Origin of the sequence: Streptomyces sp. NPDC006487 (genome assembly GCF_042870555.1) — a bacterium.
Classification (GTDB): domain Bacteria; phylum Actinomycetota; class Actinomycetes; order Streptomycetales; family Streptomycetaceae; genus Streptomyces.
In genome coordinates this window covers 338277-352491 of sequence record NZ_JBIAHN010000005.1, presented here as the reverse complement: position 1 = coordinate 352491, position 14215 = coordinate 338277, and the positions used below count along the sequence as shown (strand labels likewise).

The window sequence follows — 14215 nt, the reverse complement described above, 5'->3', positions numbered from 1 at the left end:
GTCGAGGGGCCGCTCAGCCCTCCGGGCGGAGCAGGCCGCGCTCGTACGCCTTCACCAGGCGCTGCGGCACCTGGTACACCGAGCCGTCGACCGTGATCGGGACGAGCTGCGGGGTGGTGGCCCTCCACTGCGCGCGGCGGTGGCGGGTATTGCTGCGGGACATCTTCCGCTTGGGAACGGCCATGGGTATCTCCTGACGGGGTGGGGTGGGTTCACTTACGGGCGGTCGCCGCCGCGCCCTGCATGCGCGGCCCTACCGGCTGCCGGCGTACGGGAGCAGGGCCATCTCGCGGGCGTTCTTGATCGCGGCGGCGAGCCGTCGCTGCTGCTGGGCCGTGACCCGGGTGACGCGGCGGGCGCGGATCTTCCCGCGGTCGGAGACGAACTTCCGCAGGAGGCCGGTGTCCTTGTAGTCGATGTACGTGATCTTTGCCGCGTCCAGGGGGTTGGGGCGGGACTTCGCCGGCTTGCGGGGCGTTTGGCGGCGGGTCATGAGGACTCCTCGAAGGGGTTGGGCGGTCGAGGTACGGGTGCGAGAACGGTCAGGAGACGGGGTCGAGGAGCGAGTCGAAGGCGGCCGGCAGTCTCCGCCACTCCTCGCGCCCCGAGGCGTACTCGGCGTCCGTGAGCAGGCAGGACTCCAGGAGTCGCTCCAGCCCGTCGCGGTCGAGGCCGGGAGAGGTGAAGACGAGGTGCTGGCAGCAGTCGCCGTGCTCCGGATGCCAGTCGAGCGAGGCGGCCGCCCGGCGCATCGGCGGCACCATCTCCCAGGCGGCGTCGGGGAGGGAGGCCAGCCACGGCCCCGCGTTCTCCACGCACAGAGCGCCGCCCGCCGCGTCCCAGGCCAGCAAGGTGTCGGGGCGGTCGGCGAGCCAGAACCGGCCGCGGCTGCGGGCGGCGGCGCAGCAGAGGTCTTCCAGGGCCTCGTAGAGCCGCTCGGGGTGGAAGGGGCGGCTGCGGTGCCAGACGAAGGTGGTGACTCCCGCTTCCTCCGCCTCCTGCGGCAGCAAGGCGCAGGCCGGGTGCTGGGCGGCGTCCGCGGTCTCCACGTCGAAGCCGGCGAAGGCGGCCTGGGCCAGTTCCCCGGATCCGGCGGACACCCGGCGGGCGGTCGGATGGAGTTGGGCCAGGAGGGCGAGGTCATCGTCGGTGGCGGTGGCGGTGGCGTTGACCTTGGCGTTGTCGGCGTGGTGCCCGTCCACGAGGGCCAGTACGGGGGCGTACTCCAGCTGCCGGGCCCAGGTGTCCCCGACGGTGCGCCGGTCCGAAGCGGCCGCCGCCAGGCCCACGTCCGCCAGATCGTCGCCGTTGACGAGATAGGGCAGGACGAGCGCGGGGTCCACCGCGGTGATCACGCCGGTGAGATCGAGTACGCCGCCGCCGTGCCCGGCGACGACCTCGGCCATCGCCTTGGGCTCGACGGAGTCCCACAGCTCGACGACGGCCAGGCTCGTCATTCCGCCGTCGGCCAGCCGTTCGAGCTCGGGGACCAGGTCCTCGCGGAGCGCGCAGCAGGCGCAGTCGTCGAAGAGCGGCGCCTCGCCTCGGGACAGTTCACCCGAGGCGTCGCGCACGACGCGCAGCACGGTACCGGCGGGTGCTGTGGCCAGGTCGTGGTGGAGCGCGACGCTGCCGGGAACGGACCGGAGCAGCCGGTCCACGACTTCTTCGCGGGCGTCGCGGTGCAGCCCGCCGACGATGACGACGGGCAGTCTCACTTGCCGCTCCCGTAGCGGCGCTCGAAGCGCTCGACGCGGCCGGCGGTGTCCAGGACGCGGGCGGTGCCGGTGTAGAAGGGGTGGCTCTGCGAGGAGATCTCGACGTCGATGACGGGGTAGGTCTTGCCGTCCTCCCACTCCACCGTCGTGTCGCTGGTGGCGGTCGAGCGGGTGAGGAAGGCGAAGTCGGCGGCCTTGTCGCGGAAGACGACGGGTCCGTAGGCGGGGTGGATTCCAGGCTTCACGGCGTGTCCTTCAGGCAGGGGGAGTGGGGGCGGGGTCAGCGTTCTTCGCGGAAGTCGACGTGCCGGCGGACCGCAGGGTCGAACTTGCGCAGCACCATCCGGTCGGGATCGTTCCGCCGGTTCTTGCGGGTGACGTAGGTGTAGCCGGTGCCCGCGGTGGAGCGGAGCTTGACGATCGGGCGTACTTCGTTGCGTGCCATGGGGCTACTATACGGGAATGGAAATCATTTCCAATAACAACCCCCGTTCGGAGAGGCAGGTACCCCTCTTGTCCGCCCACTGTCAGCTGACCGGCGCCCAGCCGGGCTTCGGCAACGCCATCTCCCACTCGCACCGGCGCACTTCCCGGCGCTTCGACCCCAACATCCAGAGCAAGCGGTACTGGCTTCCCGGTGAGGGGCGCCACGTCCGCCTCAAGCTGAGCGCCAAGGCGATCAAGACCATCGACGCGATCGGTGTCGAGGCCGCCGTGGCACGCATCCGCGCCCGGGGGGTGAAGGTCTGATGGCGAAGCGGAGCAAGATCGCGCAGAACGAGAAGCGCAAGGCGATCGTCGAGCGCTACGCCACCCGGCGGGCGGAGCTCAAGGAGATCATCCGGAGGCCGTCCTCGACGGACGCCGAACGGGGAGCGGCCGTGGCCGAGCTGCGCGAGCAGCCGCGCAACGCGAGTGCGACCAGGGTGCGCAACCGGGACGCTGTCGACGGGCGGCCCCGCGGACACCTGCGGAAGTTCGGGCTGTCCCGCGTACGGATGCGTGAACAGGCGCACGCCGGTTTCCTGCCCGGAGTCACGAAGTCGTCCTGGTAGTGCCTGCGCGGTAGGGCCTGCGCGGTAGGCGGAAGCGAACGGGCCCATGTCTGCGGCGGGGTGTGGGCCCGCGTGGCAGCCGGACATTCCGTTGACGTTGCGGCGGGTGCCCGGCAACCTTTCGGGCTCCGGCGGCAACTGAGGGGTGAACAGTGCACCTCGTCCCAAGGAGTCACCCCCATGCCCGCTTCCCCCCACCAGCGCCCCGTCGGGCGCCGAAGGCTCGCCATGGCCGGCGCGGCCACCCTGGTCGCCGCCGGTCTCGGCGCCGTACCGCTGGTCGTGAAGGCCGATGCCGTGGCACCCGCCGACCTCGCCCACGGCGCGCTGCCCGCCCGGGACGGCTGGGCAGCGAGCGGCTCGGGCACCACCGGCGGCCAGGCCGCGGCCGCGGCGCGCGTCTTCACCGTCTCCACCCGCGCCGAACTGGCGAAGGCCCTGGCCGCGGGCCCGGCCGACGCCCCGCGGATCGTCCGCGTCAAGGGACTGATCGACGCGAGCACCGACGACGGCGGGAAGCGCCAGAACTGCGCCGACTACGCCGCGGGCACCGGCTATTCGCTCGACGCCTACCTCAAGGCCTACGATCCCGCGGTCTGGGGCCGCGGCGAACTGCCGTCCGGCGCCCAGGAGAACGCCCGCAGGGCGGCCCAGGCCAGGCAGGCCGCCCGCATGGTGTTCACGGTGCCGGCGCGGACCACCGTCATCGGCGTGCCCGGTACCGGAGCGGGCATCCGGGGCGGCAGCCTGGTGGTGAAGAACGTTGACAACGTGATCATCCGCAACCTCTCGCTCACCGACGTCCGGGACTGCTTCCCGCAGTGGGATCCGACCGACGGTTCCACCGGCAACTGGAACTCCGCCTACGACGCCGTCAGCCTGCGCGGCGCCACCCACGTCTGGGTCGACCACAACAGCTTCTCCGACCTCCCGCACCCGGACTCCGCCGAGCCGCTCCGCTTCGGCCGCCACTACCAGGTCCACGACGGCGCCCTCGACATCACCAATGCCTCCGACCTGGTGACCGTCGGGTACAACAGGTTCGCCAACCACGACAAGACGATGCTGATCGGCAGCAGCGACCAGGACACCAAACTCCGGGTGACGCTCCACCACAACGTCTTCCAGGGCGTGGTCCAGCGCGCCCCGCTCGCCCGGGTGGGCCGGATCCACCTGTACGACAACTCCTACGACACCACGGCGTCCGAGGGCTACGCGCACAGCTACAGCGTCAACTCCCGCGCCGGAGCCCAGGTCGTCGCGCAGAACAACCACTGGAAGCTCTCCTCCGACCGGAAGGCCTCCCAGCTGTTCAGCGGCGACGGCACCGGAGCGATCGCCGGCGGCGGCAACCTCGTCGGCGGCGCCCCCGTGGACCTGGTCGCCGCCCACAACGGCGCCAACCCCGGGAAGAAGATCAAGACCACCGTCGACTGGAAGCCCACCCTCACCGCCGGACTGGAACCCGCCGCCGGACTGCCGAAGAAGCTCGCGGTGCAGGCGGGCGCGGGGGTCCTCACCGAGACCGGAGGCAAGGGGCCCGTCCCGTCCGCTCCCACCCCGTCCGCAACCGCCCCGTCCCGTCCCGCCGGGGGCCGCACGCTGACGGTCGCCGCCGACGGCTCCGCCGCCCACCGTTCCGTGCAGGCCGCCGTCGACGCCGCCACCGCGGGCGACACCGTCCTCGTGGCGCGCGGCACCTACCGGGAGACGGTGAACGTCCCCGCCTCCAAGCGCGGGCTGACGCTCAAGGGCGCCACCGGCAATGCCGAGGACGTCGTCATCACCTACGACAACGCCTCCGGCACGCCGAAGCCGGGAGGCGGTACGTACGGAACCGCGGGCAGTGCCACCGCGACCTTCTCGGCGAACGACGTCACCGTCACCGGTGTCACGGTCGAGAACACCTGGGAGAGGTCGGCGCACCCGGGCGTCAAGGACACCCAGGCGGTGGCGCTCAACGCGTCCGGCGACCGCCAGCAGTACCTCAACTCGCGTTTCATCGGGCACCAGGACACGGTCCTGAACTGGGCTCCCTCGGCCACCGGCCAGTACCGCCAGTACTTCCGCCACTGCTTCGTCGCGGGCGACGTCGACTTCCTCTTCGGCAACGCCACCGCCGTCTACGACCACGTCAACATCACCCTGCGGGACCGGGGCGCCGCGGCCGGCGGTCACAACGGATACCTCGCCGCACCGAACACCGACGCGGCCAAGCCGTACGGGATCCTCATCACCGACAGCACGATCAGCAGCCCCGCCCGGCCCCGGACCTACTACCTCGGCCGGCCCTGGCACCCCGGCGCGAGCGCGGTCGGCCGGCTGGTCGTCCGCAACACGAGCCTGCCCGCGGCCGTGAAGACGGAGGGGCCGTGGACCGACATGGGGGGCTTCTCCTGGAAGTCGGCCCGGTTCGCCGAGTACGCCAACACGGGCCCCGGCGCCGGAACCGGAACCGACCGGCCCCAGCTCGGCCCGGACCAGGCGGCGAGCCACACCGCCCGCACCTACCTGGCCGGCACCGACGGCTGGAATCCGACGGGCTGATGGGCGCCACCGTGCTGACCGGGCCCGGGCGGCCGAAGGCGTCCGAACGGCCACGCGAACGGACTGCTACTCTCCGGTACCTTCCTGAGATCGCCCCCGCCGCACCGAGAGACCGTACCGAGGCCATGACCGAAGACGAGGCGGCCGCGGACTTCCACGCGTTCTTCGAACGCCACCACACCGAACTCTCCCGCCTGGCGTACCTGCTGACCGGCGAGGCGGACGCCGCCGACGACCTGGCCGCGGACGCGATGGTCGCGCTCTGGCACCGCTGGGACAGGGCCCGCCGCGCCGACTGCGCGGCGGCCTACGCCCGGGGGATCGTCGCGAACCTCGCCCGCAGCCGGATCCGCAGTACGGTGCGCGAGCGGCGACGGGTCCTGCTGTTCTGGTCGCACGCCCCGGAACGCACCGACGGCCCGGACATGGCCGCCGTCATGGACGTACGGGCAGCCCTGGCCAGGCTGCCGTTCCGCAAACGGGCCTGCGTGGTGCTGCGGTACGCCTTCGACCTCTCGGAGAAGGACACCGCGGCGGCGCTCGGGATATCGGTGGGTACGGTGAAGAGCCAGACCTCGAAGGGGACGGCGGAACTGCAGCGGCTGCTCGGTGCCCGGGCCGCCGACGAGCTGGCGGGAAGGGGAAGCCGGTGACCGACGAGCTGCGGGGACTGCTGCGCGAGGGTGCCGAAGCCCACCTGCCCGACCGGGCCCGCATGCTGGCCCGGGTCGAGCGCGGCACCGCCCCCCGGCCGCGGAACGGGGAGCGCGTCCGCGTCCTGTCCTGGCCGAAGATCGCCCTCGCGACCCTGGCCACCGCCGGAACCCTGACGGTGAGCGCCCTCGCGGTGGTCACCGCCGTGCAGGCCCCGGAGCCGCCACGGAACCCGACGGCCGCCGCCCCGACGGCCGCCGCCCCGTCCTCCGCCGACCGCCCGGCGCCGCCCACGGAGGGCAGCCGGACCGAGAACGGCCCGCTGTGGGCCGACGGCTCGGTCGACCCGCACAGCAACACCTACTGGGCACAGAGCAACGTCACCCTCAAGGCGAGGAAGCCGCTCACCTCGCTCGTCGTCGAGCTGCGCATCGCCCTGACCGAGGGGGTGAGGGACACCGGCAGCTGGCGGACCCGGCCCGCCGCGGACTTCGACCTCTCCGCTCGCAGGGAAGGCGGCTTCCTCGTATACCGGTGGACCCTGAAGCCCGGCAGGACCGTCCCGTCGGGCGAGCACGTCTTCGCCGGTCAGTACGACCACGCTCCCGGCGGCCGCGACGCGAAGGACGACACGTACCGGATCGAGGCCGCCACCGCTGCCGCGGAAGGCGGCGCAGCCGTGTGGGGCGGGTTCGCGTAGGACGCGGTGGCGGTGACGATGACGGGGAGGGACGGGTGACGGGTGTGGGCACACCCGTCACCCGTCCCTCCGCGTGATGGCACCCCTACTGGAGCCGGGACACGTCGACCGAGTCGGCGGGTGCGGGGGGCTTGGCCGGGACGGGCTCGTCGAAGGCGGAGAAGGATGCCTCGACGCGTTTGTCGGGCGCTTCGGTGCCCTGGATCCGCAGCAGGTACGGCTTGTCCTCGGTGGAGACCTGGTAGGTGCCCGTTTCGTCGTCGTGCCGGCTCGTGACCGAGATGGCCGGGCGCCCGTCGACGGTGGTCCGCGGTCCCTTGTCCAGCTGTTCGTTCACCGGTTTCGACGAGAACTCCTCCTTGAAGAAGTCCAGGTCGCACAGTTCGGCGAAGTCCCGCAACAGCGAGCTGTCCGTAGTGCCGTGCAGGTAACGGCCGTTGACGAGCGCGATGGCACCCTCGGCCGCGAGGCCCGGTACCTGCGCCCGCAGAAGGGCGTCGTCGAGCTTCATCCAGACGTCCTCGCCGCGTTTGATGATGTCGGCCGTGCCCGAACCGCCGGGAGGCGTGACGGTGCCGACGCAGTCGCCCCGTTCGTCGAATCGGAGGTCCAGAGCGGTGGTGCCCGACTTGTCGGTCACCTCGGCGACCATGCGCATGGACGTGACGCCGGACATGGCCTCACGCGAGGCGTCCGCGATGGCCTGGGCGCTCTTGCCGGCGATGCCGTTGTCGTCGGCCGCGGCGGCTCCCGCGCCCACGAGGATCAACGAGGAGACGGCTCCGGCGGCCGCCGCGCAGCGGGCCGCGACCGCCCGGGATGCGGACATCCGGCCTCACCTCCTTGCGGCCGCCTCCGACACGGCCGTCACCTGATCAGCGTAGGTCCGCGCCGCGGCGGGCGCAGTCCGGACGAGCCTCCGGGAGGCCCTGGCGGCTTCCGCGAGGCAGGCTGGTCCCATGAGGTCACATCCTCGGTCGCGCGTTGGGCCAGGAGCGTCCTCGCGGCCGGGGGCGGGCGGTCACGGCGAGGCTCTGTTCACGCTGGGGCGGGTCGTGCCCTTCGCGATCGCGCTGGGCGTGCTGGGGATCGAGCTCTCGCCCGCACACGACCTGGTCACCGGTCCCGTCCTCACCACGACGCCGGCCCTGGCCGCGCTGACGATGGGACCGGTGGGCACGCTGTCCGTGGCAGCCCTCGCCGCCGGAGTGAACGCGACCTCCGCCACCTACAACCAGTCGTGGGGAACCCAGACCCAGCTGATCATCGGCAACTTCCTGGGGATCATCGTGGTGTCCGTGGCCAGTGTCATCCTGAGCAACGCCGTGCGCACGCGCCGACAGAGCGAGCTCGACCAGGTCCGCCGGATCGCGGTGGCGGCCCAGGAGGTCGTCCTGCGGCCCGTTCCCGAGCTCCTGGGCCCGGTACGGGCGGCCAGTCTGTGCCTCGCGGCCGGGACGGGGGCGCTGGTGGGCGGCGATCTGTACGAGGCCGTGCAGACGCGCTACGGCGTCCGCCTGATCGTGGGGGACGTCCGCGGGAAAGGCCTGTCCGCCATACGCGCGGTCGCGGTGGCCCTGGGCGCCTTCCGGGAAGCCGTTCACTACGAGGCCGAAGTGCAGGAGGTCATGAACCATTGCGCGGCCGCGCTGCGGCGGGAAGCCGCCGTGCAGGGGACCTACTCCCAGGCGGAACTTCCCGAAGTCCTCATGGAGGGATTCACCACCGCCCTCATCGCCCAGGTGCCGGACGAACCGGTGGTGCACCTGGTCAACCGCGGCCATCCGCCCGCGCTGGTGCTGCGCGAGGGCAGGGTCCAGACCCTGATGCCCACCTCACCACTGCCACCGCTCGGTCTCGAAGACCTCTTCAGCGGCCCTCCTGCCCAGCCCGATAGTTACCCGTTCCTGCCCGGCGACCGGCTCCTGCTCTACACCGACGGCGTGATCGAAGCCCGCAACCGTGACGACGAGTTCCTCCCGCTGCCGGAGATCATGGAGCGGATACCCGCCGACACCTCACCACAGGAGTTCCTGGACGAAGTGCACAAGGCGTTGATCCGGCACACCGAGGGCCGCTTGACGGACGACGTGGCGATGATCCTCATGGACCGGTTCGCCTGAAGAGGGGCAGCAGCTCGGTGACGATGAAGGCGACCACGGCCGCCAGGATCACAATGGGCATCATCGCGGAGCCGCCGAGCAGCAGGATCACGAGCACGACGCTGCTCACCGGCAGCCGCAGCGTGGTGGCCGAGGCCGCCGCCATGCCGGCCGCCATCGCGGGCACGACTCCCAGGCCCGGCAGGGGTGCGAGGAGGACGCCCGCCGCCGCTCCGAGGAACAGCGCCGGGAACACGGGGCCGCCTCGCAGGCTGCCGAGGCAGAGCATGTAGGCGGCGCCCTTGAACAGCAGAACGGCGAGCAGTGCGCCGACGCCCCAGGCATGCGGGTCCGCGGCCAGTCCGGCGAGGCCGGCCTGGCCCGACGAGACGACCTCGGCGGGCGAGCGCCCGGTGATCAGTGCGTAGAGGGCCGCGCAGGCCGCTGCGCCCAAGGCGCACAGGACGGTCCGTACGAGGTACCGTGCCGCGACGTACGAGGCGATCGCCCGCGCCCCGGCCAGCAGAGGGTGCAGTACGGCGCCGAGGGCCACGGCGATGACCACCGCCCAGAGCACGTCCGCCACGTCCAGGCGGGGGAACGGGACGTGGAGCTTCAGGGAGAGATCTCCCGTGGCCAGCCCGGTCCAGCGTCCGAGGCCGGTGAAGACCAGGGCCCCGACCCCGCTGGACAGCAGGGCCGGCAGCATGACGGCGAACAGCTGCGGCCCGCCCACGCCTGCCACCTCGATCAGCAGCACCGCCGCGATCAACGGGTTGCCGAAGATCGCGGAGATGGCCGCGGCGGCTCCGGCCGCGCCCAGAAGCACGGTGCTCTGCGGGGTCGCCGCTGCCCGCGTGAGGTCGCGGAACATCAGGGCGAGGCCGCCGCCGAGTGCGATCAGAGGTGCCTCCGGTCCCAGAACCGCGCCGAACGGCAGGCTCGCCACCGCGGCGATCAGGACTCCGGGCAGGGTCGCCGACGAGGCGCCTCCCGTGTGCAGTCCGGACGAGGGGGTGTGGCCGCCCGATCCGGGCAGGTGCGTGACGACGAGGCCGACCACGGTTCCGGCGACGAGCAGCAAGGGAAGCGGCCACCACCAGGGCGGGGTGTCCCAGCCCATCGCGCGGGGGAGGTCCGCCCACAGTGCGTGCTCGAGCTCGTGCAGCACGACGAGGAACCAGAATGCGGCGAGGGACACCGGGATGCCGATGAGAGCGCAGAGGACGAGCGCCTTGAGGTAACCGGGTCTGCGGAGCATGTCCCGCAGGACGTCCGCCTCTTCCGGCTGCGTCCCGGTGACGGACGGGTCGCTCGCAGGGCGCGGCTCCTTCATGGGTTCACTTCCCTTCCCCTCGCCTTCGCACCCCGATCCTGACGGCGCCGAAGAGCACTTTGGCGACCACTCCCACCACGATCAGGTCGGCGATCATCTGCACGGTGGTCAAGGCGCGGCCGACCCCGGTGGTGGGGGAGATGTCCCCGAAGCCCACGGTCGCGAACACGGTGACGGTGAAGTACAGCGCGTCGGTCCGGCTCAGGGGCTCCGAGAACGACTGCGGGACCTCCTGGGCGAGCAGGAAGTACGACACGGCGAAGAGGACCAGGAACAGCGGCACGGCGGTGGCCAGCGCCTCGATGGCGCGCAACCTGGGGTACTCCGCATGGGTGATGGCGGAGACCTGCCAGGCGACCAGACCGCCGAACAGTGCGAGGCCGAGGACCAGGAGCGCGACGGCGAGGACGCCGAACCCGCGCTCCAGGGGGGCCAGATAGAACAGGGCGGTCAGCAGTACGACCGATGCGGCCGAGCGGAGCAGACAGCCCACCAGTACGCGGCGGCGCCGTCGCGGTGGGAGCCCGCCCCTCTCGTCGTCGCTCATCACCATTCCTCGCACCGGACCGGGATCTTCCTCGGCATCCTCTGGCGGGCAGAGCTCTGCAGCCATTGCAGCATCGGCCGCGGCGGCCTGCATCTCAGGCATCCCCCGCATCTCCCCCCCAGCTCCCCGTATCGACCACACCTCCCGCATCTCCCGGTTCAGCGCGTGAGCTCGTAAAGACTCCTGCCCACCAGCCACAGCCCGAGGACGAGGCAGGTGACGACGATGGCCCGGTCCTTGTGTCCTGACAGCCACGCGCGCAGGTTCGTCAGCGCCACCGCGGCCCTGTCGGGCGCGAACACCATGGACAGCTCCATGGCCAGGAGGCTGGACGTGGCGAGGACGCAGAAGGCCGTCAGGGCCAGATACGACCCGCTGAGGGAGAGGTCCGCCTCGACGACGGTGGCCGCTCCGGCACCGACCATGCCCCAGGGCTGCAGGAGCAGGGCGAGCCCGGCCGCCGACCATGCGGTGGCCTGGTCCATCCGGGACGCGAACGCGCCGCCGCCGGAGGAATCGGACCGGGAAGGCACCGCGAAAACGGGGACATCGTGGCGCCTGCGGCGCCGGTGCTCGCCATAGAGGACCAGCCCGATGCCGATGGCCAGTTTCGCCGCGTGAGCGGCGTTGGAGGGCGGCGACCGGGGCGGGGGCGGTTCGCCACCCGTGAGGAGGATGACGGCGGCGATCACGGCGACGAGGCAGGCGAGCCACGCGAGGATGAACACGAGCCCCTTCCACACGCCCCTGGGCGCGGACAGCACCAGCACGAAGGCCATGATCGGCAACGGGTAGAGCGTGATGACCAGGCCGATGAGGAACAGGTCAAGCAGCATGGCCGCCGCGCGCTCCGTGCCGGACCGATCGTTCGTCACGTGTCGGAGGGGCAGGGCTCATGCGTTCACCGTCGCGCTGTACGCGGTCGGACGCAAACGATGTGAGCGGACGGGTCCCGCTCCCGCTGAATGTCGAAAATGAGCCCTTTCGTCCCTTCTCGTGGAAGGGTGGTCGCAGCCGTCGCGAACCGTTCCTCGTGAGGAGTCCACCGTGTCTGAACCAGAGGGCAGGCCGCGCCGGCTCGCCGTGCCCGGTTGGATGCGCCGGCACACGCCGTTCCTGGGCCGGATCCTCGAACAGCTCGCCGCCGTCAACGTCCTGGACTGTGCGACCAGGCTGGCGGCACAGGCGTTTCTCGGTGCGCTGCCCGCCCTCTTCGTCGTCGGATCGCTCGCCCCCGACTCGCTCCGGGAGCAGGTGGTCACGTCCCTCCGTACGACACTGGGGCTCCAGGGCGCCGCGCTGGACCAGGTGCAGTCGGTGTACGCCGCCACCGGCGACACGGTCTCGGTGAGCGGGGTGGGGATCGTGGTGACGCTGCTGTCGGCGACCGCGTGGAGCCGGGCCATGCAGATGACGTGCGAGCGGTCCTGGCACCTGCCCAAGGCCAAGGCCAGGCTCGCCGCCTGGCGGTGGCTGGCCTGGCTCACCGTATGCCTGGCCGTGGTGCTGTTTCAGGGGGCGCTGCAGGACGCCTTCGGCGCCGGTCTGGCCGGGGGCTTCTTCCTCGCGCTGGCCGGCAACACGCTGCTGTGGTGGTGGACCCAGCACCTCCTGCTCGGCGCCCGGATTCCGTGGTTGCCGCTGCTGCCCGGGGCCCTGCTCGTCGCGTCCGGGGCGCAGTTGCTCTCCTGGGGGTCGAGGATCTACATGCCGCATGCCGTGGAGCGCAGCCTGCGGCAGTTCGGGGGTCTCGGCTCGGTCTTCGTCCTGCTGTCCTGGCTGATCGTCTACTTCATCGTCGCCACGGCCGCCATCGCCGTCGGATACGTGGTGGCCCGCGAGCCCCTGCCGATGCGCTGGCTCCGCACGCCCGTCAGCTCCCCGGCAAGGTGACGGCGGCCCCACGGGTGCCCGGCTCCTTCCACCGCAGGCGCAACCGAACGCGCGGAACCGTGGTCCGGCGTGTCCAATGGCCCAGAACCGGTCCTTTTTTGTCTCCGCCCCCCAGGGAGCGTCATGGGTGTGCCGCCCGAACCGTCAGATGGGTCACCCGCACTGGTTCGGAAGGGTGGAGGGCGTGCCCGGCGGATCGTGACGAGCGCGGTTTCGGCGGTACTGATCACACTGACGTGCATCTTCGTACCGGTCTCGCTCCTCACGGTCTGGGTGCACGACATCGTGCTGGACACCGACCGGTACGTTGCCACCGTCACCCCCCTCGCCTCCGACCCGGCGATCGAAGCGGCCGCGGTGCACCGCATCTCCGAGGCCGCCGACGTCCGCGTCGACGGCGCCCAGGTCACCTCCGACCTGGCGGCCTGGCTCGAGGCCCAGGGGCTGCCGGCCCGCGTGGGCACCGCGGTCAAGGCGCTGGGCCCGCAGCTGGACGCCGCCGCCGACACGGCCGTCACCAAGGTGGCGACCCGCCTCGTGGAGAGCGACCGCTTCGAGAAGGTCTGGGTCACCGCCAACCGTGCCGCGCACTCCTCCGTGGTGCGGGCGCTGACCGGCGAGGGCCGGGGCCCGGTGGAGGTCGAGGGCGGCACCGTCACGCTCGACCTCGGGGATGCCGTGGAGACGCTCAAGCAGGACCTCGTGAAGGCGGGGCTCGAACCCGCCGAGAAGATCCCCGAGGTCGACAAGCAGATGGTGCTCTTCCAGTCCGACAAGCTTGCGAAGATCAGAGGAGCCGTCCACCTCCTCGACGTACTCGGCAACTGGCTTCCCCTGCTCACGGTGGTTCTCGGCACCATCGGAGTACTGGTCGCACGGCGCCGGCGCAGGGCGCTGGTCACCACCGTGCTGTGCGCGGCCGCCGCTTGCCTGATCCTCGCCATCGGCCTCGTCGTCGCCCGCCGCTACTACCTCGACCACCTTCCGGAGCAGGTCCAGTCGCCCGCGGCCGCGGCGGCGGTCTTCGACACGCTCGTGCGGTTCCTCAGGGTCAGCCTTCGCACCGCGCTGGTCCTCGGGATCGTGGTGGCCCTCGGTGCCTGGCTGTCCGGTGCCGGCCGACTGCCCCGCGGTGTGCGGGGCACGGCGGAGCGCGCGGCGGACTCCGCAGCGGGCTGGGGCGCCGCCCACGGAGTGCACACCGGCCGCGTCGGCACGTGGGTGCAGGCCCACCGGCGCCTGCTCACCGCCGGAGTGCTGCTGGTCCTCGCCCTCGTGTTCGCCCTGTGGAACCACCCCACGGTGCTCACGGTCCTGCTCCTGGCCCTCATCCTGCTCGCCGTCCTGGCCGTACTGGCACTGCTGGCGGCCGGCGGCCGGGTGGGCGTGAGGACGGACGGGCCGGGGGACGCCGGCCCGCCCCCCTCACCTTCCCGGTAGGCCGGTGCGGAGACGGCAATTCGGGGTCACGGAGCGTGCCGAAGCGGCCGCGGGCGATGCCCGGACCAGGGTCGAGGACGTGCCGGACGAGCCGCTCGACGAGCCGCCGGACGTTCCCGCGATCGTGTACGGCCCGCGCAGTGATGCGCCGGTGCCGAACGACGGGCGGCCGGGAATGCTACAACTGATTTGTGACCTCTCCTTGTAACCCGTACCGGGGACG

At 71.8% G+C, this 14215-nt stretch carries 17 protein-coding genes; 8 read left to right on the top strand and 9 right to left on the bottom strand.

The annotated features are described in order from the left end of the window. Positions 1–13 precede the first annotated feature (13 nt). The 5 genes from rpmF to rpmG all read right to left on the bottom strand — a co-directional run bounded on the left by rpmF (position 14) and on the right by rpmG (position 2163). The gene (gene rpmF, locus ACFYM0_RS10940; protein WP_388499170.1) at positions 14–184 is read right to left on the bottom strand and encodes a 50S ribosomal protein L32; all 171 of its coding nucleotides are present in this window, start codon (positions 182–184) and stop codon (positions 14–16) included. Between the two features lie 69 nt (positions 185–253). Further along, positions 254–493, bottom strand: a complete 240-nt coding sequence (gene rpsR, locus ACFYM0_RS10935) for a 30S ribosomal protein S18 (RefSeq protein ID WP_388499167.1) — start codon at positions 491–493, stop codon at positions 254–256. Positions 494–542: 49 nt separating this feature from the next. Further along, positions 543–1718, bottom strand: a complete 1176-nt coding sequence (locus ACFYM0_RS10930; RefSeq protein ID WP_388499165.1) for a CobW family GTP-binding protein — start codon at positions 1716–1718, stop codon at positions 543–545. Then, positions 1715–1963, bottom strand: coding sequence for a type B 50S ribosomal protein L31 (locus ACFYM0_RS10925; protein ID WP_388499162.1), 249 nt, complete (start codon positions 1961–1963; stop codon positions 1715–1717). Before ACFYM0_RS10925 ends, ACFYM0_RS10930 begins: the two co-directional genes overlap by 4 nt. Before the next feature lie 35 nt (positions 1964–1998). Then, positions 1999–2163: a 50S ribosomal protein L33 gene (gene rpmG / locus ACFYM0_RS10920; protein ID WP_388499159.1), complete on the bottom strand. Its 165-nt coding sequence runs from the start codon at positions 2161–2163 to the stop codon at positions 1999–2001. 68 nt (positions 2164–2231) lie between these two features. Between rpmG and rpmB the strand changes: the two genes are divergently transcribed. The 5 genes from rpmB (at position 2232) to ACFYM0_RS10895 (ending at position 6674) form a co-directional block, all read left to right on the top strand. Beyond that, complete coding sequence (gene rpmB / locus ACFYM0_RS10915; RefSeq protein WP_388499156.1) at positions 2232–2468, top strand: 50S ribosomal protein L28; 237 nt, start codon at positions 2232–2234, stop codon at positions 2466–2468. Further along, complete coding sequence (gene rpsN / locus ACFYM0_RS10910; protein WP_388499153.1) at positions 2468–2773, top strand: 30S ribosomal protein S14; 306 nt, start codon at positions 2468–2470, stop codon at positions 2771–2773. The genes rpmB and rpsN overlap by 1 nt, the downstream gene beginning before the upstream one ends. Positions 2774–2953: 180 nt before the next feature. After that, complete coding sequence (locus ACFYM0_RS10905; RefSeq protein ID WP_388499150.1) at positions 2954–5320, top strand: pectinesterase family protein; 2367 nt, start codon at positions 2954–2956, stop codon at positions 5318–5320. Positions 5321–5445: 125 nt separating this feature from the next. Then, entirely contained in the window at positions 5446–5973 is a 528-nt protein-coding gene (locus ACFYM0_RS10900; protein WP_388499147.1) for a SigE family RNA polymerase sigma factor, read from the top strand. Then, complete coding sequence (locus ACFYM0_RS10895; protein ID WP_388499144.1) at positions 5970–6674, top strand: hypothetical protein; 705 nt, start codon at positions 5970–5972, stop codon at positions 6672–6674. Before ACFYM0_RS10900 ends, ACFYM0_RS10895 begins: the two co-directional genes overlap by 4 nt. An 85-nt stretch (positions 6675–6759) precedes the next feature. Here the strand turns inward: ACFYM0_RS10895 and ACFYM0_RS10890 are convergent, their stop codons facing one another. Further along, positions 6760–7503 (bottom strand): hypothetical protein, encoded by a 744-nt coding sequence (locus tag ACFYM0_RS10890; protein ID WP_388499142.1) that lies wholly within the window; start codon positions 7501–7503, stop codon positions 6760–6762. 226 nt (positions 7504–7729) lie between these two features. Here ACFYM0_RS10890 and ACFYM0_RS10885 point away from each other — a divergent pair, with 226 nt between their 5' ends. Further along, the gene (locus ACFYM0_RS10885) at positions 7730–8797 is read left to right on the top strand and encodes a PP2C family protein-serine/threonine phosphatase (RefSeq protein WP_388499139.1); all 1068 of its coding nucleotides are present in this window, start codon (positions 7730–7732) and stop codon (positions 8795–8797) included. Here the strand turns inward: ACFYM0_RS10885 and ACFYM0_RS10880 are convergent. From ACFYM0_RS10880 to ACFYM0_RS10870, 3 genes are all read right to left on the bottom strand, one after another. Continuing rightward, complete coding sequence (locus ACFYM0_RS10880) at positions 8778–10112, bottom strand: chloride channel protein (protein ID WP_388499137.1); 1335 nt, start codon at positions 10110–10112, stop codon at positions 8778–8780. The two genes, ACFYM0_RS10885 and ACFYM0_RS10880, sit on opposite strands and share 20 nt — an antisense overlap. Positions 10113–10116: 4 nt before the next feature. Further along, complete coding sequence (locus ACFYM0_RS10875; RefSeq protein ID WP_388499134.1) at positions 10117–10659, bottom strand: potassium channel family protein; 543 nt, start codon at positions 10657–10659, stop codon at positions 10117–10119. Positions 10660–10817: 158 nt separating this feature from the next. Continuing rightward, positions 10818–11495, bottom strand: coding sequence for a GAP family protein (locus ACFYM0_RS10870; RefSeq protein ID WP_388499360.1), 678 nt, complete (start codon positions 11493–11495; stop codon positions 10818–10820). Between the two features lie 211 nt (positions 11496–11706). Between ACFYM0_RS10870 and ACFYM0_RS10865 the strand changes: the two genes are divergently transcribed. Beyond that, positions 11707–12552 (top strand): YhjD/YihY/BrkB family envelope integrity protein, encoded by an 846-nt coding sequence (locus tag ACFYM0_RS10865; RefSeq protein WP_388499132.1) that lies wholly within the window; start codon positions 11707–11709, stop codon positions 12550–12552. Positions 12553–12750: 198 nt separating this feature from the next. Then, positions 12751–13992 carry a hypothetical protein gene (locus tag ACFYM0_RS10860; RefSeq protein WP_388499129.1) on the top strand — a complete coding sequence of 414 codons (1242 nt, stop codon included), beginning with the start codon at positions 12751–12753 and terminating at the stop codon, positions 13990–13992. Positions 13993–14215: the final 223 nt, after the last annotated feature.